The organism is Bacteroides nordii (genome assembly GCF_019930665.1).
GTDB lineage: Bacteria > Bacteroidota > Bacteroidia > Bacteroidales > Bacteroidaceae > Bacteroides > Bacteroides nordii.
This window is the reverse complement of the sequence record NZ_CP082886.1, coordinates 3,723,799-3,749,031: the sequence shown is the minus strand read 5'-3', so window position 1 is coordinate 3,749,031 and position 25,233 is coordinate 3,723,799. Positions and strand designations below refer to the sequence as shown.

Genomic DNA, 25,233 nt, shown 5'->3' with positions numbered 1-25,233 from the left:
ATTATGTTAATATGGTTCCTGATTAAATAGCTTTGACTGCAAGTCAATGTTGAATTCAAAACGTATTATTTGGCATAACTCAGTTTAGGACATAGTAAAGTGCCCTTTCAAAAGGATGCCATAATTTGAGCGTTTACCGAAAGTTCTGTATGATGCATTTCGATCTCATTGGCACACTTATCATGCCATTCAATCACTTCAAACTGGAGATATAGATGAGAGAGTCAGAATGAAATATAATGTTTGAAAAAATTAAAGAAAATGATATGATACAGAAATGGATTTTTGATCGTTTGGTCGCATTGATTGGTCTGCTGTTTTTGTGGCCTGTATTACTTGTAGTAGCTATTATGATAAAGGTAAAGATGCCTGGAGGTCCTGTGTTCTTCGTGCAGAAGCGTGTGGGCCGTGGGGGTAAACTGTTCTCTTGTCATAAGTTCCGTACGATGACCATTAATCATAATGGTTCGACAGTATCGGTTGCTGGTGATTCGCGCATTACTTCGTTTGGTGCTACTCTTCGCCACTATAAGCTGGACGAGTTACCTGAGTTGTGGGATGTACTGATTGGCAATATGTCGTTTGTCGGTCCCCGTCCCGATGTTCCAGGATATGCCGACAAACTTCAAGGAGATGATCGTGATGTATTAAAACTGCGTCCAGGCATTACGGGACCAGCTACATTGAAGTATCGTTTGGAAGATGAAATGATTTTGGAATATGTAGTAAAGAAACAGACAAATGGAGATACACGTTCCATACAAGAAATAGCGATAGAATACAATGACAAGGTAATCTATCCAGATAAGGTACGTTTGAATTGCTATTACTATCGTCACTACTCGTTTTGGAAAGATATTGAAATAATATTTGCGACGATATTAGGATTCAAGGTGAAGTTTGTAGGGGAGGAAGTATAGTTATATCATACACTTTGGGAAATGTTCATAGATATTCAAATATGTGGAAAATACCAAAACAGGTTGTTACTCCGGATTTAGAAAATGATATAGAACGGCTTTTGTCTTCTGAAATATTACGGCTTTACAAGCAAAGCGATGATGGAGAGAAAAAGGCACGAATCCAAAGAATTACGGAAATGTTGGATTTCTTAGATCATTTGTTGAACTTCAAAGAATTTTTGGTTAGTATAAACAAACCGAGAAAGAGGGTCAAAGACGATAAGATATTTATTGATGATGATATTCGATTTAAAGGACATGATTATTCAGGTTGTGAATTTGACATTGAAGCATTGATATATTATATGTATGTATCAATCATAGATACAAGTATGGCTAAGAAAAATGCTTGTAAGACGCCAAAGGATTTTATGAATGCCAACATAAGCACAGAAAATACTACAAAGTCAGAGGTTCTTGCTTTATGTGACAAACATATTGAACAATATGGGCTTTCAAAGAATTTTAAGGAAGTCTTTGAGTCCAGAATATCTCTTGCATTAAAGCAGAAATTCGTGGATGCAATACTTATTTTGTCAGAAAACCGTAAGACGGATTATAAAAAAACTGATATTGATGTCAGATGGGAAAAATGGCAGAAGGAAGATTTGAATGTAAAGATGAAGAAAATTGCTTTATTCCTATATAACATTCGTTCCTCATATACCCATTCTAATATTAGGAGTTTCATTCCGTCGAAAGAATGGAGTGGAGATATTTTAAAATCGAATGTAAAATATCTGCTTAGAGAAGATGTAGATTTGTTAGAACTGTTGAAGTCTGTTATATTGGAGTTGTGTGAAGATATGCTCTCTGTTGGACAAGAAACATGAAATAGAATACGTCTCTTAATAGAAAAGCAAACAGACTGTTTTTATAAAAGGTGTAAAATGTATATAGAAAGCTTCCGAGATATTCGGCATTAGAAAGTACCATTGTCCATACCAAGATGAAATACGATTTGGTTGGATATTAAAGAATATTTAAACACATAATAAACTATGCCAGAAGAAAGAAAAACAATTTATCTATGTCTTGCCCACATGAGTGAGGCTGGTTTGGAACAGAAATACGTGAAGGAGGCATTTGATACCAACTGGGTAGTGCCGATGGGGCCTAATGTAAACGCATTTGAGATGGACTTGGAGTCATATGTCAACAGTAAAAGTGACGGAACAGAACCTCTTGACAGAAAGGTGGTTTGTCTCTCGGCAGGTACGGCAGCCGTACACTTGGCATTGATAGGGTGTGATGTGAAGGCTGGTGATGAGGTGCTGGTACAGAGTTTCACATTCTGCGCTTCAAGCCACCCTACCACCTATTTGGATGCAAAGCCTGTGTTTATTGGTTCGGAGAGTGAGACATGGAACATCGATCCGGCTTTGTTGGAGAAGGCCATCCTCGACCGCAAGGAAAAAACTGGAAAATATCCGAAGGCAATTGTACCAGTAGCTCTTTATGGTATGCCTTATCGTATCGATGAGATTATGGTGATTGCCGACAAATATGGTATTCCTGTGGTAGAGGATGCTGCTGAAGGAATGGGCTCACGCTTCGACGGGCAGGTACTCGGCACATTCGGCAAGTATGGCGTGTTCTCGTTTAACGGCAATAAGATGATTACCACTTCTGGTGGTGGTGCACTTATCTGTCGCAATGCAGAGGATGCCAACGAAGTGATGTGGTATGCTACTCAGGCGCGTGATGCTTATCCTTATTATCAGCATACGGCAATCGGCTACAATTATCGTATGAGTAATGTGTGTGCAGGTATTGGTCGCGGTCAGATGACTGTTCTTGATGATCATATTGTTCACCACAAGCATGTACAGGCGTTGTACGAGAAACTGCTTGCGGATGTGCCGGGCGTACACATCCACAAGCAGCCAACAGATCTTCGCTATGATGCCAACTTTTGGCTTTGTGCTGCCACCTTGGATGCTGATGTGAAGATACAAGGTCAAGAAAATGCTTACAAGGAAGTTATTAAGGCAGCAGTAGGTGGTGCTGCTGGTGTTATCCATGCTGTGGATTCCGCCATAACGGATTGCCAACCGAATGAGAACGTGGAGGCGTTGCGTGTATTTATGCTCAGCAGGAAAATTGAATGTCGTCCTGTATGGAAACCAATGCACAAGCAGCCAGTATATGCAGATGCTCCTGTATATACCAATGGTATAGAGGAAGAACTCTTTAAGGTAGGTTTCTGTCTGCCAGCAGGTCCGTATGTGACAGACGATGATGTGAGGTACATCGTGGAGAGTATCAAGGAGGCGATTGTACGATAATAAAGATAGTGATGGGTGATTGATGATGATTAATGTAAAACATCCACCATCATTAAAAGATACACTTCGAAGAAATGGAACTGTTGTTTCTCGCCAAAAAGACAAATGTCATTAAATTATCAAATGGTAACAATATATACAAATTTTCAAAGATGATCTTTTTAAGGTTTTAATCCTGCCGATGGGTATAAAAATAAGCTTTTAATGAGGACTTTTTTTGAATTTGTTAAAGCGACTTGTATGAGCAATGGCGTTCACATCCAGCAACGCAATTTGAGCCACGCAGGTTTGATACAGCTCGTGGAGAAGTTGGAGGACAGATTACCTGAGGATGCTACGATAATAAAAGTGCTGCACAGATGTTCCTATAAACAGATCAGCAGCATCGTGGAGCACGAATACGAGTTTATCCGTTACAAGATACTTGCTTTCAACAAGTATGTGCTTGACACTCCTCTTTATTGTGAACTGGTAGGTATGATGGATGAACGGATGCGGGGCAGCCGTATGACGCTGACCAACTGGCTTGAGAAAGGCTCCAGGTTGATAAAGATACTGAAAGATAACTTTCTTGAGAAAGATTCAATAGTAAACTGTGATGAAATCTGGTACCGGGTAAAGGTGGAAGACAACTATAAAAAGTATATCTGGTGTCTGGTGAACAAGGTTGCCAAGGTGGTCATCTACTGTTATGAGGAGGGCTCAAGAGATAGGGATGTTTTACGTCATATCTTTGGAGAAAGCCAACTCAAGGCACTGTAGTTTGATGGGTACAATGTCTATATGTATTTGGATGACAAACTGATAGATACCGAACATTTTACTGTCTGACTCATGCTTGGGCAAAATTCAAGTATACTTCAGAGCAGGGGGGGGATAAAGGTGCTGATTTCTTTCTGGATGCTTTTGGAGAACCTTACCGGTTGGGAGCCGAATATGAAAAAGGCAAGTTAAGCTCCGAACAGATTAAGGCTTGCCATCAGAATTTTCTTCCAATGACTATCGGATTGAGTAATAATAAACTTTACAAACCAACTCCTTTTTTGAATTTATTTAATGGACAGCTGACTTCTGGCAGCTTTCCTTATGGGATACGTCAAAATTGGACGCTAACATAAAAAAAATATTGTGAAAAGTATTATTTCTAAGATTTTTGATAATCTGTCTGTAAAGAAGAGATTTGTAAATTATCGGGCTGTTTTGTTTACCGATACCGTGTTATCTGTTGCAGGTACATGTATCACTCTGCTTTTTGTTAATAGTTTTATCACTAATATTGAAAAAGACGTTATCATAACCATCTCGGTTTGTTCGGGTATCATCAGTTTTCTTATTTTTCATTTTCTGAGAGTCAGCAGAAACATTATACGTCATGCATCGATAAAGAGTGTTGGTAAAATTGAGACAGCCATCCTGCTGAAAGAATTATCGTTGTTGATTGTTGCCATTCTGACCGGTTCATGGTTACCGGAGAAGTATCTGTATGTATGCTGTTTTATCGATTTGTTGACAACTACAGGGATCTTAGTGGGTGCCCGCGTAGTGCTTATCTTGATCTATGATATTGCTGTGTTGCAGTTTACTTCCAGAAAAGCAAGAGTGTTGGTATATGGTACCGGTGATAAAAGCGTTGCGCTCAAGAAACGGATGTACACGAGTAAGCATTTTCATGTAGTCGGTTTTGTGAATCCGGATAAAAATCTCAAATCCTACTCTTTGTCAGAGTCACCGGTCTATTATTTTGCAGATGAATCCAACTTTGTATGCTTTGTAGAAAAGTACAATATTAATGGCATTATTTTTCCCTCGTATGAAGAGGCTCAGAAGGAACAGGGGCATTTGGTGAAATTCTGTCAGGATAATAATGTGAAAAACTACGTTTCTCCGCCTATCGATGTTTTGGGGGATGGTTTGAAGAAAACTGTCATCAGAGAAATTCGGATAGAGGATTTATTGGGGCGTGATGAGATCGAGATCAACATGCTGGAAATTATTAAGAATTTTACGGGTAAAACCATTCTGGTGACAGGAGCTGCCGGTAGTATCGGTAGTGAATTATGCCGCCAGTTGGCTACCTTCGGAATTAAGCAATTGGTTCTTTTTGATAATGCAGAGACTCCCATGCACGAACTCCGTCTGGAATTAGAACGCTTTTTCCCCGAATTGACATTTGTTCCTTTCATTGGTGATGTCCGTCAGAAAGAACGTCTTCAGATGGCTTTTGAGAGGTTCCGTCCACAAGTCGTATTTCATGCGGCTGCCTACAAACATGTCCCTTTGATGGAAGAGAATCCTTGTGAAGCGGTCCGGGTCAATGTGGTTGGTTCCCGCCTGGTTGCCGACTTCTGTGTACAATATTGCGTTGAGAAGATGGTGATGATTTCCACCGATAAGGCCGTCAATCCAACCAATGTGATGGGAGCTTCCAAACGTCTGGCTGAGATTTATGTACAAAGTTTAGGGCTTGCTATGGAACATGGCCAGGTGAAAGGAAAAACGAAGTTTGTAACTACCCGTTTTGGGAATGTACTTGGCAGTAATGGCAGTGTGATTCCATATTTTAGAAAACAGATACAGGAAGGCGGACCTGTGACCGTCACCGATCCCGGGATTACCCGTTTCTTTATGACTATTCCCGAGGCTTGCCGTTTGGTAATGGAGGCAGCCACAATGAGTACCGGCAATCAGATATTTGTTTTCGATATGGGCGAGCCGGTGAAGATTGTAGACTTGGCAGAGAAAATGATCCGTCTTGCAGGATACATTCCGGGTGAAGATATTAAAATAAAGTTTACCGGTTTGCGTCCCGGTGAGAAGCTTTATGAAGAGGTTTTGAGTAATGAGGAGAATACGGTTCCGACGGATCATTACAAAATACGTATAGCCAAAGTGAGGGAATACAAATGGGATGAGGTACTTGCCTCTTATGATAAACTGGCTGAGTTGGCACTTGCGGTGAAGATTGAAGATACGGTAAGATTGATGAAACAGGTGGTGCCTGAGTTTAAGTCGAATAATTCTGTGTATGAGAAATTGGATAGAGAGAATGCGGAGGTTTATCTGAATTGATTTGTAGGTGTTCAATTAATATGTGTCGTATGGCTCATATGAGGGGTCGCTTTCAAAAAGTCTTATTGCAGGGCAAGGATGAAAGGCTCGGTCTTTTATGGAATGGGTCATTCAGTTGTATGCTTTAGTAATGATCATCTTCCCCCTGATGAAATCAAACAACGAAGGCGCAGAAGACTGATAGAACATGAAATTCTTAATCGTTATTTTTCGAATTAAGAGTATGGGACAGATAAATATTTGTTAGATATCCTTATAAAAAAAATAAGCTTTTGATGAGGACTTTTTTGAACTTGTTAAAGGGACTTTTCTTGTTCTTTTGTATTCCCTATTTTGTCTGGAAACAGAAGACGATTGTATAACCCCAAACATTGGATTCGTCCAATGCTTTCTTCCTTACTCTAAAGATTAAGATAGAGTAAGGAGTGCCGGATTATTCTGATGTGAATCATGATAATCCTGCTTAATATTATTGTTTGTTTGTGTAGCCCTCCTTTTAAATCAGGCGTGGTTTATTTATAAGGAGGGCTTTTATTTAGAATTCAATGCGTCCTTTTTGAATATGATGCTACATTCTTTTCATCTCAAATGTAGCTATCAATAGCCAGATTTCTCTGTTTTACGGAGGAGTTTGGCTATCTTTATTTTGTGATATTGAAACTTACACTAAATATAAAAAAGGCCGGAGTTGTAAATGTGCGATTCTGACTTTTTGGGGGATTCTGGTTTTTAATGTAGTTTTAGGTTATGCTTACTTGCCGGGAAATAGAAATAACTCTTTTATTACCTTCCCTTTCTCTCTTTCTTGTCCTGTAATTGTCTCTTTTTATATATTAAATCGTATTAAGAGGATGCTGTAACCTGTCTTTTTGTCTCTGATGTGAATGTCGCATCTTTGCAATGTTAACGTTAGCGAAGTAATAACATTAGTATTTATTTAAAAAAAAGATTATGGCAATTAGATTTAAAAGAATTTTACGGTTTAGTGATCCGACAGATAAAAGTTCAGTTAAAAGAACGTATCCTATTATTTCTTATAAGTATGACACCTCGGCAACACTAAAGGAGGTGGCGCAGGAAATCAGTGGAAACTCGGGTGTGAGTGAAGGTGAGACGATCAGTGTACTGAAAGATTTTCGGACACTACTGCGTAAGACTCTTCTGACTGGACGTTCAGTTAATATCGACGGGATAGGTTATTTTTACCTGTCGGCGCAAAGTAAAGGAACCGATAAGCCGGAGGATTTTTCGGCAAGTGACATTACAGGATTGCGTATCTGTTTTCGTGCGAATAGGGATATACGTATTAATGCAGGAGCATCCTCTACCCGCACCGATGGATTGGCGTTTAAAGATTTGGATAGAATCAATGATGACGGCTCCGGTACTCCTTCCGGAGGAGAAGGGGAAGGAGAGGACCCTTCTGTATAACTAAGTTAGGTGTCATTGACAACAATTATGGCCTTCATCACTGCCATTGGCGGGCTGGAGGCCATTAAATGGCTCGTGCGATTGGTTACTTACCGAAAAATGGATGCCCGGAAGGAGGAGGCATCAGTGAGTTGTATAGAGGAGGAGAATCGCAGAAAGAAGGTGGATTGGCTTGAAGAGCGCCTGGAACAGCGCGATGGGAAGATTGACGGACTTTATGCTGAACTACGGAAGGAGCAGGAAGATAAAATGGGGTGGATGATCCGTTGCCATGAAGTAGAATTGGCACAGAAGGAGTCGGAAATAAAGAAATGTGAGATAAGAGGGTGTGGAAAACGTATTCCTCCGTCGGATTATTAATCTTAAAAAATAAGTATTATGAGGAAAATCGATTCGATTATAATTCATTGTTCGGCTACGCAGGCGGGAATGGATTTCAGCGCTAAAGATATAGATTGTTGGCATCGTGCCCGGGGGATGAACGAAATAGGATATCACTATGTGGTACGGTTGGATGGAAGTGTGGAACCCGGGAGAGAGGTTGCACGGATGGGGGCTCATTGTATCGGATGGAATGAGCGAAGTATTGGTATCTGCTATATTGGTGGGTTGGACGCCGGGAGACATCCGGCTGATACACGAACCAGGGCGCAGAAAGAAACGTTGAAACGGCTTATCGAAGAACTGAAACAACGTTATGGGATAGTGACGGTGATGGGGCATCGGGATACTTCGCCGGACCTGAATGGAGATGGGAGGATAGAACCGGATGAGTTTATAAAGGCATGCCCCTGCTTTGATGTTAAGAAATGGTTGTTGATAGGGGTGATTTTGCTTTTCTTGTCGGCATGTGGCAGTTCTCATTTCCGGATGGAACGGAATGTGGAAATAGACTCTGTTACTGCAAAAGGGCATTATGAAAAAGTGGATAACGTACGAAAAACGGAATGGGAAAATAACAGGCAGGCCGATGAGCATATAGAAGAAACTGTCTTCATCTGGAAAGCAGATACTATAGGAGTAGGCCATGAGAATGGAAGAGCAGTGCAAAGAAAGTCTTTTTCTGTTACTAAAAAGGTGGTTGATAGAGGAAGGATGCAACTGCAGAAAGGATGTGCGGAACATTCTTTTGTGAAAGCCGATTCTTCTTTTGCGGTTGGTAAATCGTTGATAAAAGTGGATGAACGGGAGAAAAAACAGAGGAGGCAGATAGGAGGGGTATGGGCGTTTGTAGTGATAGCCGGATTTCTGGTGATATGTATCTTATTTTTTAGAAAGTTTTTTGTTGTTGATAATCAGTGACTTCGTTTCTTTTGAAATAAAAAAGTGAAAAAATAATTATCGAAAGTTTTGGTATTCTCAAAATAAACTGTACCTTTGCATCGCTTTTGAAACGGAAGTGTACGGGCGCTTAGCTCAGCTGGTTCAGAGCATCTGGTTTACACCCAGAGGGTCGGGGGTTCGAATCCCTCAGCGCCCACATTTAAAAACGAAACACTTCCGCTTGATAAAAGGGCGCTTAGCTCAGCTGGTTCAGAGCATCTGGTTTACACCCAGAGGGTCGGGGGTTCGAATCCCTCAGCGCCCACAGAATTAGGAAATTAAAAATGCTTCGTGAAGTTCGCGAAGCATTTTTTGTTTTCTTACCTCTTTTATATAAACTTTCTACCCCCTTTATGCATTATAAATCAGGAAAAAGAGTTAATTTTGCAACCTGATAATTATCCGAACGACATATGAAACTTGATTTATTAACGGCCATTTCTCCTATTGACGGCCGATACAGAGGTAAAGCTGAAGCTTTAGCTACCTATTTTTCTGAATTTGCACTGATAAAATACCGCGTGCAGGTAGAGGTGGAATACTTCATTACTCTATGCGAACTACCATTACCGCAACTTAAAGGAATCGACAAAAGTGTATTTGAAGCCTTACGTGCTATCTATCGTAACTTCTCTGAAGCAGATGCTCAGCGTATCAAAGATATAGAGAGTGTTACTAATCACGATGTGAAAGCAGTAGAATATTTTTTGAAAGAAGAATTTGATAAATTGGGCGGATTGGATGACTACAAGGAGTTTATTCATTTCGGCCTGACTTCACAAGATATTAATAACACCTCTATCCCTCTTTCGATAAAAGAGGCATTGGAGCAGGTGTATTACCCGCAGATCGAAGAACTGATAGCTCAGTTGAAAACGTATGCTACAGAATGGGACGCTATTCCGATGCTTGCCAAGACACATGGACAACCTGCATCTCCAACCCGTTTGGGTAAAGAGGTGATGGTATTTGTGTATCGTTTGGAACGTCAGTTGGCGGCGTTGAAAGCAGCTCCCGTAACTGCAAAGTTTGGTGGAGCAACCGGTAACTATAATGCGCACCGCGTAGCTTATCCGGAGTATGACTGGAAGGCGTTTGGTAATCGTTTTGTTGCAGAAAAATTAGGCCTGGAGCGTGAAGAGTATACTACCCAGATATCAAATTATGATAATTTGTCGGCTATCTTTGACGCAATGAAGCGTATTAATACGGTAATGATTGATATGAACCGCGACTTCTGGCAGTATATCTCTATGGAGTACTTTAAGCAGAAGATAAAAGCTGGTGAAGTAGGTTCAAGTGCGATGCCGCATAAAGTGAATCCAATAGATTTTGAAAATGCTGAAGGTAATCTTGGAATAGCAAATGCCATTCTTGAGCACTTGGCAGTGAAATTGCCGGTATCCCGTTTGCAGCGTGACCTGACAGATTCTACTGTGTTGCGTAATGTGGGTGTGCCGTTCGGGCATATTATTATCGCTATTCAAAGTTCTCTGAAGGGATTGCGTAAATTGTTGCTGAACGAGCCGGCTATTTACCGCGATCTGGATAATTGCTGGAGTGTGGTTGCTGAGGCTATTCAGACAATATTGCGCCGTGAAGCTTATCCGCACCCGTATGAGGCACTGAAAGCGCTGACAAGAACTAATCAGGCAATAACGGAAAGCTCTATTAAAGAGTTTATCGAAGGGCTGAATGTTAGTGAAGATATAAAGAAAGAATTAAGAGTGATAACTCCGCATACATATACGGGACTCTAAAAAAAACTCTGAAATACCGGCCGTGAGGCCTATGTTTAATTTTTATTCGAATAAAGTAATGAGTACAGAAAACGAAGAATGGCGTGACAACTCTAATGAAGAGAACACAGGCGCCGGCCGTGATGGTAACAGATCTTACAACAGAGAAGGTGGATATAATCGCCCTTCTTACAACAATCGTGAAGGTGGCGATCGTCCGTATCGTCCAAGATTCAATTCTAATGGTGAAGGCAGCGACCGCCCGCAACGTTCTTATGGTGACCGTCCGCAACGTCCTTCTTATAATCGTGAAGGCGGTGATCGCCCGTATCGTCCGCGTTTTAACAATAACAACGAGGGTGGTGACCGTCCGCAGCGCTCCTATGGTGATCGTCCTGCTTATGGTGACCGTCCGCAACGCCCTTCATATAATAACAATCGCGATGGCGGTGACCGTCCGTATCGTCCGCGTTTTAACAATAACAACGAAGGTGGCGACCGTCCACAGCGTTCTTATGGCGACCGTCCGCAGCGTCCTTCTTATAATCGTGAAGGTGGTGACCGTCCGTATCGTCCGCGTTTTAACAATAACAACGAGGGTGGCGACCGTCCACAGCGTTCTTATGGCGACCGTCCGCAACGTCCTTCTTATAATCGCGAAGGTGGTGACCGTCCGTATCGTCCGCGCTTTAATAATGGAGGCGAAGGCCGTCCGCAAGGATTTGCCCGTCCGCAGCGTCGTACAGGTGACTATGATCCCAATGCGAAATATAGTAAGAAGAAACAGATAGAGTATAAGGAACAGTTTGTTGATCCGAATGAACCGATTCGTTTGAATAAATTCCTGGCTAATGCAGGTGTTTGTTCACGTCGTGAAGCCGATGAATTTATCACAGCCGGCGTTGTTTCGGTGAATGGTGAAGTGGTAACGGAATTGGGTACTAAGATCAAACGTGCTGATGTCGTGAAGTTCCATGATGAAACGGTAAGCATTGAACGTAAGGTGTATGTGCTGCTGAATAAGCCGAAAGATTGTGTGACTACTTCTGATGATCCTCAGGCGCGTCTTACTGTAATGGATCTTGTGAAAGGAGCTTGTAGCGAACGTATCTATCCGGTAGGACGTCTGGACCGTAATACCACTGGTGTGTTGTTGCTGACGAATGATGGCGATCTGGCTTCTAAGCTGACGCATCCTAAGTTCTTGAAGAAGAAAATCTACCATGTTTATCTGGATAAGAATCTGACAAAAGCGGATATGGATCAAATTGCTGCCGGTGTTGAACTGGAAGATGGTGAAATCCATGCAGACGCAATCAGTTATGCCGACGATATTAAACGTGATCAGGTGGGTATTGAAATCCATTCCGGAAAGAACCGTATTGTTCGTCGTATTTTTGAATCACTGGGCTATAAAGTGGTAAAACTGGATCGCGTATTCTTTGCCGGTCTTACTAAAAAAGGGTTGCGTCGTGGTGAATGGCGTTATCTGACAGAACAGGAAGTAAATTTCCTGCGCATGGGATCTTTTGAATAATATAATAATGTATATACAATAGTTATGGAAAAGATTAGTAGAACAAAAATTGTCGACCTGATGAAGCGCGAAGACTTTGGCGCTATGGTCAATGTGAAAGGATGGGTTCGTACCCGTAGAGGTAGCAAACAAGTAAACTTTATCGCACTGAATGACGGTTCTACAATAAATAACGTACAGGTAGTAGTTGACCTGGCTAACTTTGATGAGGAAATGCTGAAACTGATCACTACAGGCGCTTGTGTAAGTGTAAATGGGGTGATGGTTGAGTCGGTAGGCTCGGGGCAGAAAGTTGAGGTGCAAGCTCGTGAAATAGAGGTGCTGGGTACTTGTGATAATACATATCCGTTGCAGAAGAAGGGACATTCAATGGAGTTCCTTCGTGAAATAGCACATTTGCGCCCCCGCACTAACACGTTTGGTGCAGTGTTCCGCATTCGTCATAACATGGCGATAGCTATTCATCAGTTTTTCCATGAGAGAGGATTTTTCTATTTCCATACGCCGATTATTACGGCTTCGGATTGTGAAGGAGCAGGCCAAATGTTTCAGGTTACTACCAAGAACTTATATGATCTGAAGAAGGATGAAACCGGTTCTATCATTTATGATGACGATTTCTTTGGAAAACAAGCGAGCCTGACTGTCTCGGGACAGTTGGAAGGTGAGTTAGCTGCAACTGCTTTGGGGGCTATTTATACATTTGGACCGACATTTCGCGCAGAAAACTCGAATACGCCTCGTCATCTTGCTGAGTTCTGGATGATTGAACCGGAAGTGGCGTTCAATGATATCACAGATAACATGAATCTGGCCGAAGAGTTTATAAAATACTGCGTGCAATGGGCTTTGGACAATTGCGCCGATGATGTGAAGTTCTTGAACGACATGTTTGATAAGGGCTTGATAGAGCGTTTGCAAGGCGTGTTGAAAGAAGATTTTGTACGTTTGCCTTATACAGACGGTATTAAGATTCTGGAAGATGCCGTAGCTAAAGGGCATAAGTTTGAATTCCCTGTTTATTGGGGAGTTGATTTGGCCTCTGAGCACGAACGTTATTTGGTGGAAGAACATTTCAAACGTCCCGTAATTCTGACTGATTATCCGAAGGAAATCAAAGCTTTCTATATGAAGCAGAATGAAGATGGAAAGACAGTACGTGCTATGGATGTGTTGTTCCCGAAGATTGGTGAAATTATCGGAGGGTCAGAGCGTGAGTCTGATTATGATAAGTTAGTTACCCGTATCGAGGAACTTCATATCCCGATGAAAGATATGTGGTGGTATCTGGATACGCGTAAATTTGGTACTTGTCCTCATTCAGGTTTCGGACTTGGCTTTGAGCGCCTGTTGCTCTTTGTGACAGGTATGGCTAATATACGTGATGTTATTCCGTTCCCGCGTACACCGCGTAACGCTGAATTCTAATAAAACAGTTTCTCAATAGAGGGGCTTGTATCTTTTTAAGGTACAAGCCTTTTTTATTGCTTTACATTTGTTTGATTCTCAAAAGATTTTTTTATATTTGTAAGCGACAGGCCTTGAAAGTATTAACTAAAAATAATACGGCGATGAAAAAACTCTATTTCTTTACCATATTGATGGCGATGCTGTTGATGGTAACAGGTGTTATGGCTCAGAAAAAAGCGAAGTTTCAACCTGCTAATCTGAAAGGAATCTGGCAACTGTGTCATTATGTGTCAGAGCTTCCGGATGTTCCGGGAGTGTTAAAGCCCAGTAATACATTCAAGGTTTTAAGCGATGACGGACGGATTGTGAATTTTACCATAATTCCCGGACAGGATGCCATCATTACCGGATATGGTACTTATAAGCAAGTGACGGAGCATTCTTATAAGGAAAGTATAGAGAAAAACATTCATCTTCCTATGCTTGATAATAAGGATAATATTCTCGAATTTGAGATAGAAGACAATGATCTGCTCCATTTAAAGTATTTTATAGCAAAAGACCTGAACGGTAATGAACTGAATTCCTGGTTTCATGAAACATGGAAGAGGGTGGAGATGCCGGCTGTATTTCCGGAAGATATCGTAAGGTAAGAAAATGAATGGATGACATAGAAAGAAGAAAAGAGATCAGTTTTTTTGATTTTGATAAGAATTTGTACAAAATCTAAATATCTTAGGATAAAAATAATATTCAAGTATTCGATTACTGCTTACTTTTGTTGTCGTGCTATGATGGCAGGCGGCAAAACTGAATACATCTATTATTTTTATATATGAAACATCATTTCTTTTCTTTGTTAACGGCATTGTTCTTTTCGGGAAGTCTTTTAGGACAGGAGCAAAGTTCTTATATTCACTACCTGACTTCAAAAGATCATCCGGTGACTATCCATTTGTCAGACGCTATGTTGATGCATGAAATGCGGGAAACTCCCTCTCCACTGGATAATGCGGTGGTTGGTGAGCGGGCTGTTTCTTTGATGTGGCCTTTGGCTGGAGATAATCAGATACATGGGAGTGGACTCGATGGTATGGAGACACCTAAAGTAAGTAAATCATCTCAAATGTACCGGGTTCGTCTTTCACAAGACCGTAATTTTAAAGATAATGTAATAGAAGCAGTTTGTTCATGGCCTTTTTACAATCCCGAAATTCCTCTTGTAGATGGTGTCTGGTACTGGCAATACGGATATGTGGAAGGAGGAAACACTTCCTGGTCGGAGGTTTTGAAATTTACGCAAGAACCGCATCAGGATCGTTTTTCTCCTCCCTCATTCAAAACGTTTATAAGTAAACTACCATCGAGGCATCCACGTGTGTTGGTTGCTTCGGACGAGTGGGATACCTTTATTTCTCAAAGCGAGGATGCTCCTGAGCGAGCCTGGTATATTGCACGTGCAGAAAAGACATTGAAAGTTCCGATGAAACATATTGATGACACGGATACAAGTAAAATGGCTGATTTGGATAATGAGGTAAAACGTAATGCACTTCTTACCCGGGAAAGCCGGCGTATTGTAGATAAAGAAGAGGTCAATGCTGAGGTGTTTGTACGTGCTTATCTGTTGACTAAGGACGATCGTTATTATAAAGAAGCAATGAAGCGCATCCTCGAAATGATAAAGTGGGAGGAGAGTCCGAATTTTGTAGGTGACTTTAATGAATCGGCATTGCTTTCTCTTTGTTCTATGGCTTATGATGCTTTTTATGATAAGTTGGATGCTTCGCAAAAAAGATTATTGTTGAAAGAGGTACAAAAGAATGGAACGAAGTTTTTTAATCGTTTTAACAATCATCTGGAGAACCATATTGCCGATAATCATGTGTGGCAAATGGCTTTTCGTATCTTTACGATGGCAACTTTCAGTGTGTATGGTGATCTGCCGGAAGCCGAAGTGTGGGCTGATTATTGTTATAATTTGTGGGTGGCTCGTTTTCCCGGATTAAACCAGGATGGTGCATGGCACAATGGTGATTCTTATTTTCATGTCAATATTCGTACACTAATAGAGGTGCCTTATTTTTATAGTCGCATCAGTGGGTATGATTTTTTCTCTGATCCATGGTATGAGGGTTCGGCTATGTACGTTATCTATCAACAACCGCCTTTCTCGAAATCAGCGGGTAATGGAAGCTCTCATCAAAATGTGTTGCAACCTAATGGGGTTCGTGTGGGATATGCCGATGCATTGGCCCGGTTAATAAATAATACTTATAGTGCCGATTATGTACGGTGTATTTTGCAAAAGGAACCGGATTTGTTGCGCAAAGCTTTTATGGCTAAGACGGGAGATCTTTCCTGGTTTCGTCTTCAGAATCATACCCCTTTGCCGGAAGGTAGGAAAATGAAAGATCTTCCTCTTGCTTATGTGTTCCCACAAACGGGGGTAGCGACACTGATGTCTGATTGGGAGAATTTCAGCCGGAATGCAATGCTTACTTTTCGTAGTAGTCCGTATGGGTCGACCTCGCATGCTATTGCCAATCAAAATGCTTTCAATACATTCTTTGACGGGAAACCTCTCTTTTACAGTAGCGGACATCATATAAGTTTCACGGATGAGCATAGTGTATATTGTCATAGAAGTACACGGGCGCATAATAGTATTCTTGTCAATGGCATGGGGCAGAGAATAGGTACCGAAGGATATGGATGGATACCAAGATACTACACTGGTAAACGAATATCTTATTTTGTAGGAGACGCTTCCAATGCTTATGGTGAGGTGATTTCTCCTCTTTGGCTGGCTCGAGGGCGGGACTCTGGTCTTGAGTATTCACCTGCTAATGGTTGGGATAAGAATCGGTTGAAAACTTTTCGGCGACATATTGTTGAATTGGGAAATGCGGGACTTATTTTCATTTATGATGAATTGGAGGCCGACACAGCTGTCACCTGGAGTTATCTTTTGCACACAATAGAACATCCGATGATTATAAAAAATGATAAGGGGGTGACGCACATTACTGCAACGAATGCAGGAGGGGTGTCGGATGCTTATCTTTTTGCAAATGATAAACTGGAAACAAAGCAGACAGATCAGTTTTTCTACCCGGCTGTCAATTGGTTACGTGCAGATGACAAAGGATATTTTGCTCCCTACAAAAATCACTGGCATTTCACCGCGACATCTCCGCATAGTCCGGTATACCGCTTTGCTACTGTTGTGAGTACGCATGGGCAGGGGAGTGCCGGTGTTGTTCCTGAAAAAATATCGAAAGATACCTTAAAAGCCGGTGGATGGATAATAAAGATGAATATATCTCCTAAAGGAAAAGCTACTTTCACAATAGAGAATAAAGCGGAAAACATAGTTCTGGAATATGATGGAAGTACAAAGATAACAGAAGAGGGGCGAACTGTGATTTTGAAAGATCAGGTTCCGGAGCTGGAAATTTAAATATACTGATACAGTGTCCCTTTTTAACTATCCCTTACACAACTCTACAAGATTTTGTTCATAAGAGTGACAGGGGGTAAGGGAGAATCCATGTAAAAAGAACTTCGAATATAGGTAACATGGATTGGAGAGGTCTGAATGGGGGATATTTCCGGATGGGGATTATGTTTTTCTTACCCTTGTCTTTCAATCTGATAAATCCAAAAAAAGATAGAAATACTTTGCCAATTCAAAGAAAAGCCGTACTTTTGCAAGCCGATTATTATCACAAAAGGATAAGAGATTAATTCATAGCAAGTTAATCTTCCTTTGTCCGGGGAAGATTAATAAGTGGTGAGCAAATTTTTAGTAGTAACATTTAAAAAACAAATTAAGAGTGGATACTTTAAGTTACAAGACCATTTCTGCAAACAAGGCAACTGTAACCAAAGAATGGGTTATTGTTGATGCTACAGACCAAACTTTAGGTCGTCTGGGCGCAAAAGTTGCGAAACTGTTGAGAGGAAAGTATAAACCAAACTTTACTCCTCATGTAGACTGCGGTGATAACGTTATTATCATTAATGCAGACAAAGTTAAATTAACTGGTAACAAATGGAATGACAGAGTTTATTTGTCATATACAGGTTATCCTGGTGGTCAGAGAGAAATGACTCCTGCCCGTTTGATCGCTAAACCTAACGGCGAAGACAGATTACTGAGAAAGGTAGTAAAGGGTATGCTTCCTAAAAATAGACTGGGAGCTAAATTGCTGAGCAATATGTATGTATACGCTGGTAGCGAACACAAACACGATGCACAGAACCCGAAATCAATTGATATAAACTTACTTAAATAAGATATAATGGAAGTAGTAAATGCATTAGGCAGACGTAAACGTGCTATTGCACGTGTATTCGTAAGCGAAGGTACAGGAAAGATTACTATTAACAAGAGAGACCTTGCAGAGTACTTTCCATCAACTATTCTTCAGTATGTAGTAAAACAACCGTTGAACAAGTTAGGTGTTGCTGAGAAGTATGACATCAAAGTAAACTTGTGTGGTGGTGGTTTCACTGGTCAGTCTCAGGCACTGCGTTTAGCTATTGCCCGTGCACTGGTTAAGATGAATGCTGAAGATAAAGCTGCTCTTCGTGCTGAAGGATTCATGACACGTGATCCCCGTTCTGTTGAACGTAAGAAACCGGGTCAGCCAAAAGCTCGTAGAAGATTCCAGTTCAGTAAGCGTTAATGTGCTGCCTGACGGAATATGTTTAGTATCTAAACTACCGGGACTCTTTTATCAGGCTACCCGGCGGTTGGTTTAGAAAAACAAAAAAGAAAGTAAACGATTTAAAGAAAAAACAAGATGTCAAGAACAAATTTTGATACATTACTGGAAGCCGGTTGCCACTTCGGACACCTTAAAAGAAAGTGGAACCCTGCAATGGCTCCTTATATTTTCATGGAACGCAATGGTATTCACATCATTGACCTCCACAAAACTGTTGCAAAAGTAGATGAAGCTGCTGAAGCTTTGAAACAAATTGCAAAATCAGGCAAGAAAGTCCTTTTTGTTGCTACTAAAAAACAAGCTAAACAAGTTGTAGCTGATAAAGCTGCATCTGTAAATATGCCTTATGTTATCGAACGTTGGCCGGGTGGTATGTTGACTAACTTCCCTACTATCCGTAAGGCTGTGAAAAAGATGGCTACTATCGATAAGTTGACTAACGATGGTACTTACTCTAATCTTTCTAAAAGAGAAATTCTTCAGATCTCTCGTCAGCGTGCTAAGCTGGACAAGACATTGGGTTCTATCGCTGACCTGACTCGTTTGCCGTCTGCTTTGTTCGTTATCGACGTAATGAAAGAAAACATCGCTGTTCGCGAAGCTAACCGTTTGGGAATTCCTGTATTTGGTATCGTTGATACTAATTCAGATCCTTCAAACGTAGATTTCGTAATTCCGGCAAATGATGACGCTACTAAATCAATCGAAGTAATTCTTGAAGCTTGCTGCGCTGCTATGCAGGAAGGTTTGGAAGAAAGAAAAGCTGAGAAGATTGATATGGAAGCAGCTGGTGAAGCTCCTGCTAATAAAGGTAAGAAAAAATCAACTAAGGCCAGACTCGATAAGTCCGACGAAGAAGCAATCAATGCAGCTAAAGCTGCTGCCTTCATTAAGGAAGACGAAGAGGCTTAATATATTGTAAGTAGTCAGTAGTAAGTAGTTAAGTAGTAAGTAGCAGTACTTCTACTTTATGTAGCCAACATTCTACTTGACTACTTAACTACTTAATACTTGACTACTTTTTTTATAAACGAACTTAAAATAGGAAAATATTATGGCTGTAACAATGGCTGATATAACCAAGCTGCGCAAAATGACCGGAGCTGGTATGATGGATTGCAAAAATGCGTTGACAGAAGCTAATGGTGACTTTGATGGCGCTATGAAAATTATCCGTGAAAAAGGACAGGCAGTTGCTGCAAAACGTTCTGACCGTGAAGCTTCAGAAGGTTGTGTACTCGTGAAAGTTGCTGATGGCTTTGGCGCTATCATTGCTTTGAAATGCGAAACTGACTTCGTTGCTAAAAATGAAGATTTCATCAAATTGACTCAGAATATTCTGGATGCTGCTGTAGCTAACAAGTGCAAGACTCTGGAAGAAGTACAGGCTTTGCCAATGGGTGACGTTACTATTGCTCAGGCTGTAACAGACAGAAGTGGTATCACCGGAGAAAAAATGGAACTGGATGGTTACATGACTTTGGAAGGTCCTGCTATTGCTACTTACAATCATCAGGGTAAGAACTTCCTTTGTACAATGGTTGCTTTGAGCAAAGAAGTAGATCCGAAAGTTGGCCATGAGGTTGCTATGCAGGTTGCTGCTATGAACCCGATTGCAGTGGACGAAGCTGGTGTACCTGCTGATGTATTGGAAAAAGAAAAAGAAATTGCAGCTGACAAAGCTCGTCAGGAAGGTAAACCTGAGAACATGATTGAAAAGATCGCTATGGGTCGTATCGGTAAGTTCTATAAAGAGGTTTGCTTGTTGAAGCAAGAATACATTCAGGATGGTAAAATGACTGTTGCTGAATATCTGAAGTCAGTAGATAAAGATCTGACTGTTACTGCATTCAAACGCTTTACTTTAAGAGCTGAATAATTCAGTAGTAAAAAATATAAAAACGGCCGCTCGGAAATAGTTCTATAGCGGCCGTTTTCTTTTTTTTATAATATATTATTCATCGCCTGTCGCACCTCCCCGTGCGGGAAGCACCACTAACCTATGGGTTTGGTTCTTGTATAACCTTCTTTTTTTAGGAGTTCAAGTATTTTTTGTTTGAAATCGCCTTGTATCATGATTTCTCCATCTTTTGCTGCTCCTCCTACGCCGCATTTGGTTTTTAGTTGCTTTCCCAATTCTTTCAGATCATTGTCGGTACCGACAAAACCGGTGATGAGTGTTACTACCTTTCCGCCCCGGTTTTTACGATCCAGTTGTACACGTAAGTTTTGTTGGGCGGGGGCAAGTGTTACCTGTTCCTCATCGTCATCCATTTCATAATTGAAATCCGGGTTTGTGGAATAAACCACATTCAATCGTTCTTTCCAGTCATTATTCTTCATATCATTCATTCTTTTATATAGGTTCAAAGATAATGCAAACCGAGAGTAGAATAAAATGAACTCATTCATTTTTTATGTCGGTGTGCAGCTTATCTTCGCTTTTGGGCAAAAGTAATATTTTGTATTGACCCTTGCAATCTTTTGTGCTTTTTGTCGTCTAATACATATATTATGATAAATAGTAACTATGACAGCTTTTTATTGAAACGCAAATGATCGCAGATTAAATGGTTGCGCTATACTTGAGCGATGATATTCTTTGCGTAAATCTGCGTTTCAATAATAGTATCATATAATTTAGAATGATTACTTAGAAAAAACTGGAATGAAAAGATATTTATGGTTTATAATATTCAGTTTCTTGACTTTATCTTCTATAGCACAAGTGTTTAAAGGGAAAATTGTAAATGAGAAAGGAGAACCGGTACCTTATGCATCCCTTTATTTGAAGGAATTGAGATGGGGATTTACTACTGATGATAATGGGTGCTTTCAAACAGAGCTTAAACCAGGACATTATACTTGTGAGATTTCTTCACTGGGATACACAGGACAGAGTCTTTCTATACAGATGCCTGCCGGAGGATTAGAAAAGAATGTTGTACTTGCTGAACGTATCTATTCTCTGAATGAAGTAAGTGTGGTAAAAGGAGCGGAAGACCCTGCGTATGCCGTTATGCGAAGAGCGATAGCCAATGCACCTTATTATCGGACTCAGGTAACTGGTTTTACTGCTGAAACCTATTTGAAGGGTACGGGGAAAGTGAAAAGTATTCCTGCAGTGTTAAAACTGTCCAAAGAGGTAAGAACGGAATCGAAAAAAATGTTAGGGAAACTGTTCTTGCTGGAAGAACAGCGGAAGGTTACATTCAAAGCTCCCAATATCTGGAAAGATACGGTAAAAGCTTACAGTAATACTTTTCCGGAAGAGATTCAGATAAACATGGGACTGGCAACTGTCAATCTCTATAATCCTACCATTTTTGATAAGATATCTCCATTGAGTAAAGGTGCTTTTTCTTATTATCGTTTTAAGATGGAAGGCTTCTATGCCGAAGGTGGGCATATGATAAATAAAATTAAGGTGATTCCTAAAAAAGATAATCCGCAATTGGTGGCGGGTGATCTGTATATTGTTGAAGATCTTTGGTGCGTTTCTGCAACCAGTCTTTCGGTTCGTATGGGCGGATTAAAAGCCATGGTAAAAGTGACTTGCAAAGAAGTGCAGCCCTCGGCTTTTTGGGCTACTTCTACCAGTATGGAATGCACTATCGATATGATGGGGTTCAAAGCGGAGGCATCTTATTTAGCTTCGGTACATTATGAATGCGTAGAAACGGTTGGTGGATTTAGGATGCAGGAACAAAAGGCATCTAAGGCTACGGTAATTCATGCAAAAATCACGAAGAAACAGGAAAAGGTACAGAAGCAGATAAAAGAACTCTCTGCAAAAGAAGATTTGACAATGAATGAGGCTTATAAGTTATCCAAGCTGATGGAGAAATCAATAACAGCGTCCGATACGCTAAAATCTGAGCATAAGTATGAGCGGAGATCACTTGCCGAACGTTGGAATGTAGCAACTGACTCATTGGCAGATAAAAAAGATTCTCTCTACTGGGCAGCAATTCGTAGTGTCCCTTTAAAGCCGGAAGAGGTACAGAGCTATATTAATAAAGAGAAATTAATGGCTCCGAAAGATTCACTTCGGAAAGACAGTATAAAAAGACATCCTGTCGCAAGAAAGGTCTTGCAGGCTTTCTTTGTAGGAGATACATACCGGACTAAGAACAAGAAGGCCTGGTTAAGTTTGTACGGACTACCTTCATATATTCCTGAATATAATTTTGTGGATGGATTCTGGTTAGGAGCGCGCTTGGAAGGGGGAATTAAATTATCGGAGACTACAACTCTTCGGCTATCTCCATCTATCTATTATACTACTGCCCGTAAATCGCTGGTAGGAGAAGGGAAAGTAACATTGAATTATGCTCCGCGGCGTAATGGACAACTTTTGTTGTCGGGTGGTGTGCTTTCTGCCGATTATAATGGAGAAAACGGAGAATCCAGATTTATAAATTCTATTGCTTCCTCTTTCTTTGGGCGTAATGATGTGAAGTTGTATGATAAACGTTTCTTGCTTATTGGGCATGAGATAGAGTTGACCAATGGATTGCTTTTTTCTGCCTCACTTACCTGGCAGCAGCGTAAAATGCTGGAGAATCATATATCGAGGAGTTGGTTTAAGCGAAAAGCAGAACCTAACATTCCCGCCAACAGTTCTTTTGTACTGATGCCAGAGAATGAATTATTAAAAGCTTCGTTTGCGTTGGAATATACACCGGCGCATTATTACCGAATGATACGTGGGAGAAAGGTTTATGAAGAATCACTCTTTCCCACCTTTACACTCCGTTATGATCGTGCATTTCCTTTGGATGGAGCGAAGCTATCCCCTTCTTATCATCTGACTGAGTTTTCAGCTCGGCAAATGGTTGGATTCGGCATGTTTAATCGTTTTAATTGGTATGTGAATGCAGGTGCTTTTTGGGATATTGACAAGATGCAATTTCCCGATTTTAAACATTTTGCAACAACAAGTCTGCCGTTTACGGAACGAACGTTTGATACGGGTTTCGCTTTGCTTGATAATTATGCTTATTCCAATAACACCCGTTGGGCACAAGCCAATCTTTCCTGGTATACTCCTTATCTGTTATTGAAGCAACTTCCTTTTCTGAGAAAAAAGAGGTTTGATGAAGCGTTACATCTCCGTTCGGTAGTTGTATATGGCCGGAAACCTTATACGGAAATAGGCTATTCTGTGGGAGTTTCTGAAATACTACGGGCGGGAGTTTTTGTAGGTTTTGATTGCCTGAAATTTCATTCGGTTGGAGTATCTGTAAGTATTCCTTTGTCAATGTTCAGGGAGTATTAAGTTGCTATGTAGAAATAATGTTAAGCTTCTGTGACATCTCTGTTGTATTTCAGAAAAAATAATGTAAATTTGCCAATCTCTAATCTTAAAGCATGAAAGAAGTGACAATGGATCGTCAGATACAGCATAAAGATAATATGAGGGTACCGGAACCTACTTTGCGCAGATTACCGTGGTACTTGTCTAATGTTAAATTGCTGAAGCAAAGAGGGGAGCGCTACGTCTCTTCTACACAGATATCCAAGGAAATCAATGTAGATGCTTCACAGATCGCGAAAGACTTGTCTTACGTTAATATTTCCGGGCGTACGCGTGTGGGCTATGAAGTAGATACCTTAATTGCTGTTCTGGAACACTTTCTTGGCTTTACAGATATTCATAAAGCTTTTCTTTTTGGTGTTGGTAGTTTGGGTGGAGCATTGTTGCAGGACTCAGGCTTGAAACACTTTGGTCTGGAAATAGTGGCTGCTTTCGATGTGAATCCTGCTTTGGTAGGTACCAGTCTGAATGGTATTCCTATTTTTCATTCGGATGAATTTGCAAAGAAGATGCAGGAATATGACGTACATATTGGTGTGCTTACTGTTCCTATTGAGATAGCGCAATGTATTACTGATGTAATGGTAGCGGGAGGCATTAAAGCTGTTTGGAACTTTACACCGTTCCGTATCCGTGTTCCTGAAAATATCGTAGTACAGAATACTTCCCTTTATGCCCATTTGGCTGTTATGTTTAACCGATTGAATTTTAACGAAATCAAATAATGAAGATTATCGCTGTAGGAATGAACTATACTCAGCACAATAAAGAGCTGGGACATACGTTAATAAATCAAGAGCCGGTTATCTTCATGAAGCCCGATTCGGCGATACTGAAAGACGGTAAGCCATTCTTTATCCCCGACTTTTCGGACGAGGTGCATTATGAAACAGAATTGGTAGTACGCATTAACCGCTTAGGTAAGAATATCGCCCCACGTTTTGCGCATCGTTACTATGATGCAGTGACCGTTGGAATTGATTTTACTGCTCGTGATCTGCAACGTCGTTTTCGTGAATTCGGCGGACCTTGGGAACTCTGTAAGGGATTCGATAGCTCGGCAGCTATTGGTACATTTGTCCCGGTTGAACGCTTTGCTGATATTCAGCAGTTACATTTTAACCTGACAATTGACGGACAAGAGGTTCAGAGCGGATGTACAGCAGACATGTTATTTCATGTGGATGATATTATTGCGTATGTGAGCCGTTTTGTGACATTGAAAATTGGCGACCTGTTATTTACGGGTACTCCCGCAGGAGTAGGCCCTGTTAGTGTAGGTCAGCACCTGCAAGGATACCTTGAAGGAGATAAGCTACTCGATTTTTATATAAGGTAATATGCCTGTTTGCCAATAGAATGTTGGCTGCGTGATAACATTTGCATGGTAACCGGCACATTAGCAAATTAATCTATGC

General features: G+C 40.8%; 21 protein-coding genes and 2 tRNA genes. 22 read left to right on the top strand and 1 reads right to left on the bottom strand.

The window, feature by feature from the left end; genetic code table 11:
- Positions 1 to 266 precede the first annotated feature (266 nt).
- The 19 genes from K8P02_RS14885 (at position 267) to tsf (ending at position 20,374) form a co-directional block, all read left to right on the top strand.
- On the top strand, positions 267 to 920 hold the full coding sequence (locus K8P02_RS14885) for a sugar transferase (protein ID WP_025868306.1): 654 nt from the start codon (positions 267 to 269) through the stop codon (positions 918 to 920).
- A 41-nt stretch (positions 921 to 961) separates the two neighbouring features.
- A complete protein-coding gene (locus tag K8P02_RS14880) occupies positions 962 to 1,795 on the top strand; it encodes a type 2 periplasmic-binding domain-containing protein (RefSeq protein WP_025868307.1) in 834 nt (277 codons plus the stop codon).
- Positions 1,796 to 1,963: 168 nt separating this feature from the next.
- Positions 1,964 to 3,250 carry a DegT/DnrJ/EryC1/StrS family aminotransferase gene (locus K8P02_RS14875; RefSeq protein WP_025868308.1) on the top strand — a complete coding sequence of 429 codons (1,287 nt, stop codon included), beginning with the start codon at positions 1,964 to 1,966 and terminating at the stop codon, positions 3,248 to 3,250.
- Positions 3,251 to 3,454: 204 nt separating this feature from the next.
- The gene (locus K8P02_RS14870) at positions 3,455 to 4,012 is read left to right on the top strand and encodes an IS66 family transposase (protein WP_223381473.1); all 558 of its coding nucleotides are present in this window, start codon (positions 3,455 to 3,457) and stop codon (positions 4,010 to 4,012) included.
- Positions 4,013 to 4,378: 366 nt separating this feature from the next.
- Positions 4,379 to 6,319, top strand: a complete 1,941-nt coding sequence (locus K8P02_RS14865) for a polysaccharide biosynthesis protein (protein WP_007484446.1) — start codon at positions 4,379 to 4,381, stop codon at positions 6,317 to 6,319.
- A 951-nt stretch (positions 6,320 to 7,270) separates the two neighbouring features.
- On the top strand, positions 7,271 to 7,750 hold the full coding sequence (locus K8P02_RS14860; RefSeq protein WP_002562292.1) for an HU family DNA-binding protein: 480 nt from the start codon (positions 7,271 to 7,273) through the stop codon (positions 7,748 to 7,750).
- Between the two features lie 9 nt (positions 7,751 to 7,759).
- The gene (locus K8P02_RS14855; RefSeq protein ID WP_025868321.1) at positions 7,760 to 8,110 is read left to right on the top strand and encodes a hypothetical protein; all 351 of its coding nucleotides are present in this window, start codon (positions 7,760 to 7,762) and stop codon (positions 8,108 to 8,110) included.
- An 18-nt stretch (positions 8,111 to 8,128) separates the two neighbouring features.
- A complete protein-coding gene (locus K8P02_RS14850) occupies positions 8,129 to 9,052 on the top strand; it encodes an N-acetylmuramoyl-L-alanine amidase (protein ID WP_223381457.1) in 924 nt (307 codons plus the stop codon).
- Positions 9,053 to 9,155: 103 nt separating this feature from the next.
- A tRNA-Val gene (locus K8P02_RS14845) sits at positions 9,156 to 9,230 on the top strand.
- Positions 9,231 to 9,263: 33 nt separating this feature from the next.
- Positions 9,264 to 9,338, top strand: a tRNA-Val gene (locus K8P02_RS14840).
- Between the two features lie 148 nt (positions 9,339 to 9,486).
- Complete coding sequence (gene purB, locus K8P02_RS14835; protein ID WP_223381455.1) at positions 9,487 to 10,833, top strand: adenylosuccinate lyase; 1,347 nt, start codon at positions 9,487 to 9,489, stop codon at positions 10,831 to 10,833.
- A gap of 58 nt (positions 10,834 to 10,891) precedes the next feature.
- Positions 10,892 to 12,349, top strand: coding sequence for a pseudouridine synthase (locus K8P02_RS14830; protein ID WP_122202270.1), 1,458 nt, complete (start codon positions 10,892 to 10,894; stop codon positions 12,347 to 12,349).
- 24 nt (positions 12,350 to 12,373) lie between these two features.
- Positions 12,374 to 13,777, top strand: coding sequence for an asparagine--tRNA ligase (asnS, locus tag K8P02_RS14825; protein ID WP_044095542.1), 1,404 nt, complete (start codon positions 12,374 to 12,376; stop codon positions 13,775 to 13,777).
- A gap of 143 nt (positions 13,778 to 13,920) precedes the next feature.
- Positions 13,921 to 14,412, top strand: a complete 492-nt coding sequence (locus tag K8P02_RS14820; RefSeq protein ID WP_002562285.1) for a DUF4488 domain-containing protein — start codon at positions 13,921 to 13,923, stop codon at positions 14,410 to 14,412.
- Between the two features lie 182 nt (positions 14,413 to 14,594).
- Positions 14,595 to 17,222 (top strand): DUF4962 domain-containing protein, encoded by a 2,628-nt coding sequence (locus K8P02_RS14815; RefSeq protein WP_025867466.1) that lies wholly within the window; start codon positions 14,595 to 14,597, stop codon positions 17,220 to 17,222.
- 376 nt (positions 17,223 to 17,598) lie between these two features.
- Complete coding sequence (gene rplM / locus K8P02_RS14810) at positions 17,599 to 18,060, top strand: 50S ribosomal protein L13 (RefSeq protein ID WP_025867467.1); 462 nt, start codon at positions 17,599 to 17,601, stop codon at positions 18,058 to 18,060.
- A gap of 6 nt (positions 18,061 to 18,066) precedes the next feature.
- Positions 18,067 to 18,453, top strand: a complete 387-nt coding sequence (gene rpsI / locus K8P02_RS14805) for a 30S ribosomal protein S9 (protein ID WP_002562282.1) — start codon at positions 18,067 to 18,069, stop codon at positions 18,451 to 18,453.
- Positions 18,454 to 18,570: 117 nt separating this feature from the next.
- Positions 18,571 to 19,407: a 30S ribosomal protein S2 gene (gene rpsB, locus K8P02_RS14800; protein ID WP_002562281.1), complete on the top strand. Its 837-nt coding sequence runs from the start codon at positions 18,571 to 18,573 to the stop codon at positions 19,405 to 19,407.
- A gap of 142 nt (positions 19,408 to 19,549) precedes the next feature.
- Positions 19,550 to 20,374, top strand: coding sequence for a translation elongation factor Ts (gene tsf / locus K8P02_RS14795; protein WP_002562280.1), 825 nt, complete (start codon positions 19,550 to 19,552; stop codon positions 20,372 to 20,374).
- Positions 20,375 to 20,490: 116 nt separating this feature from the next.
- On the opposite strand, the gene K8P02_RS14790 is transcribed toward tsf, so the two are convergent.
- On the bottom strand, positions 20,491 to 20,838 hold the full coding sequence (locus K8P02_RS14790; RefSeq protein ID WP_002562279.1) for a translation initiation factor: 348 nt from the start codon (positions 20,836 to 20,838) through the stop codon (positions 20,491 to 20,493).
- A 325-nt stretch (positions 20,839 to 21,163) separates the two neighbouring features.
- Between K8P02_RS14790 and K8P02_RS14785 the strand changes: the two genes are divergently transcribed.
- The 3 genes from K8P02_RS14785 (at position 21,164) to K8P02_RS14775 (ending at position 25,154) form a co-directional block, all read left to right on the top strand.
- Positions 21,164 to 23,776, top strand: a complete 2,613-nt coding sequence (locus tag K8P02_RS14785; RefSeq protein ID WP_007487236.1) for a DUF5686 and carboxypeptidase regulatory-like domain-containing protein — start codon at positions 21,164 to 21,166, stop codon at positions 23,774 to 23,776.
- 101 nt (positions 23,777 to 23,877) lie between these two features.
- Positions 23,878 to 24,540: a redox-sensing transcriptional repressor Rex gene (locus tag K8P02_RS14780; RefSeq protein WP_025867468.1), complete on the top strand. Its 663-nt coding sequence runs from the start codon at positions 23,878 to 23,880 to the stop codon at positions 24,538 to 24,540.
- Positions 24,540 to 25,154, top strand: coding sequence for a fumarylacetoacetate hydrolase family protein (locus K8P02_RS14775; RefSeq protein ID WP_002562276.1), 615 nt, complete (start codon positions 24,540 to 24,542; stop codon positions 25,152 to 25,154). Before K8P02_RS14780 ends, K8P02_RS14775 begins: the two co-directional genes overlap by 1 nt.
- The last annotated feature ends 79 nt before the right edge of the window (positions 25,155 to 25,233 follow it).

Coding starts and splice junctions, on each gene's coding strand:
- K8P02_RS14885 (WP_025868306.1), top strand. CDS start 267: ATGATACAGAAATGGATTTTTGATCGTTTGGTCGCATTGATTGGTCTG.
- K8P02_RS14880 (WP_025868307.1), top strand. CDS start 962: ATGTGGAAAATACCAAAACAGGTTGTTACTCCGGATTTAGAAAATGAT.
- K8P02_RS14875 (WP_025868308.1), top strand. CDS start 1,964: ATGCCAGAAGAAAGAAAAACAATTTATCTATGTCTTGCCCACATGAGT.
- K8P02_RS14870 (WP_223381473.1), top strand. CDS start 3,455: ATGAGGACTTTTTTTGAATTTGTTAAAGCGACTTGTATGAGCAATGGC.
- K8P02_RS14860 (WP_002562292.1), top strand. CDS start 7,271: ATGGCAATTAGATTTAAAAGAATTTTACGGTTTAGTGATCCGACAGAT.
- K8P02_RS14850 (WP_223381457.1), top strand. CDS start 8,129: ATGAGGAAAATCGATTCGATTATAATTCATTGTTCGGCTACGCAGGCG.
- purB (WP_223381455.1), top strand. CDS start 9,487: ATGAAACTTGATTTATTAACGGCCATTTCTCCTATTGACGGCCGATAC.
- K8P02_RS14830 (WP_122202270.1), top strand. CDS start 10,892: ATGAGTACAGAAAACGAAGAATGGCGTGACAACTCTAATGAAGAGAAC.
- asnS (WP_044095542.1), top strand. CDS start 12,374: ATGGAAAAGATTAGTAGAACAAAAATTGTCGACCTGATGAAGCGCGAA.
- K8P02_RS14820 (WP_002562285.1), top strand. CDS start 13,921: ATGAAAAAACTCTATTTCTTTACCATATTGATGGCGATGCTGTTGATG.
- K8P02_RS14815 (WP_025867466.1), top strand. CDS start 14,595: ATGAAACATCATTTCTTTTCTTTGTTAACGGCATTGTTCTTTTCGGGA.
- rpsI (WP_002562282.1), top strand. CDS start 18,067: ATGGAAGTAGTAAATGCATTAGGCAGACGTAAACGTGCTATTGCACGT.
- rpsB (WP_002562281.1), top strand. CDS start 18,571: ATGTCAAGAACAAATTTTGATACATTACTGGAAGCCGGTTGCCACTTC.
- tsf (WP_002562280.1), top strand. CDS start 19,550: ATGGCTGTAACAATGGCTGATATAACCAAGCTGCGCAAAATGACCGGA.
- K8P02_RS14790 (WP_002562279.1), bottom strand. CDS start 20,838: ATGAAGAATAATGACTGGAAAGAACGATTGAATGTGGTTTATTCCACA.
- K8P02_RS14785 (WP_007487236.1), top strand. CDS start 21,164: ATGAAAAGATATTTATGGTTTATAATATTCAGTTTCTTGACTTTATCT.
- K8P02_RS14775 (WP_002562276.1), top strand. CDS start 24,540: ATGAAGATTATCGCTGTAGGAATGAACTATACTCAGCACAATAAAGAG.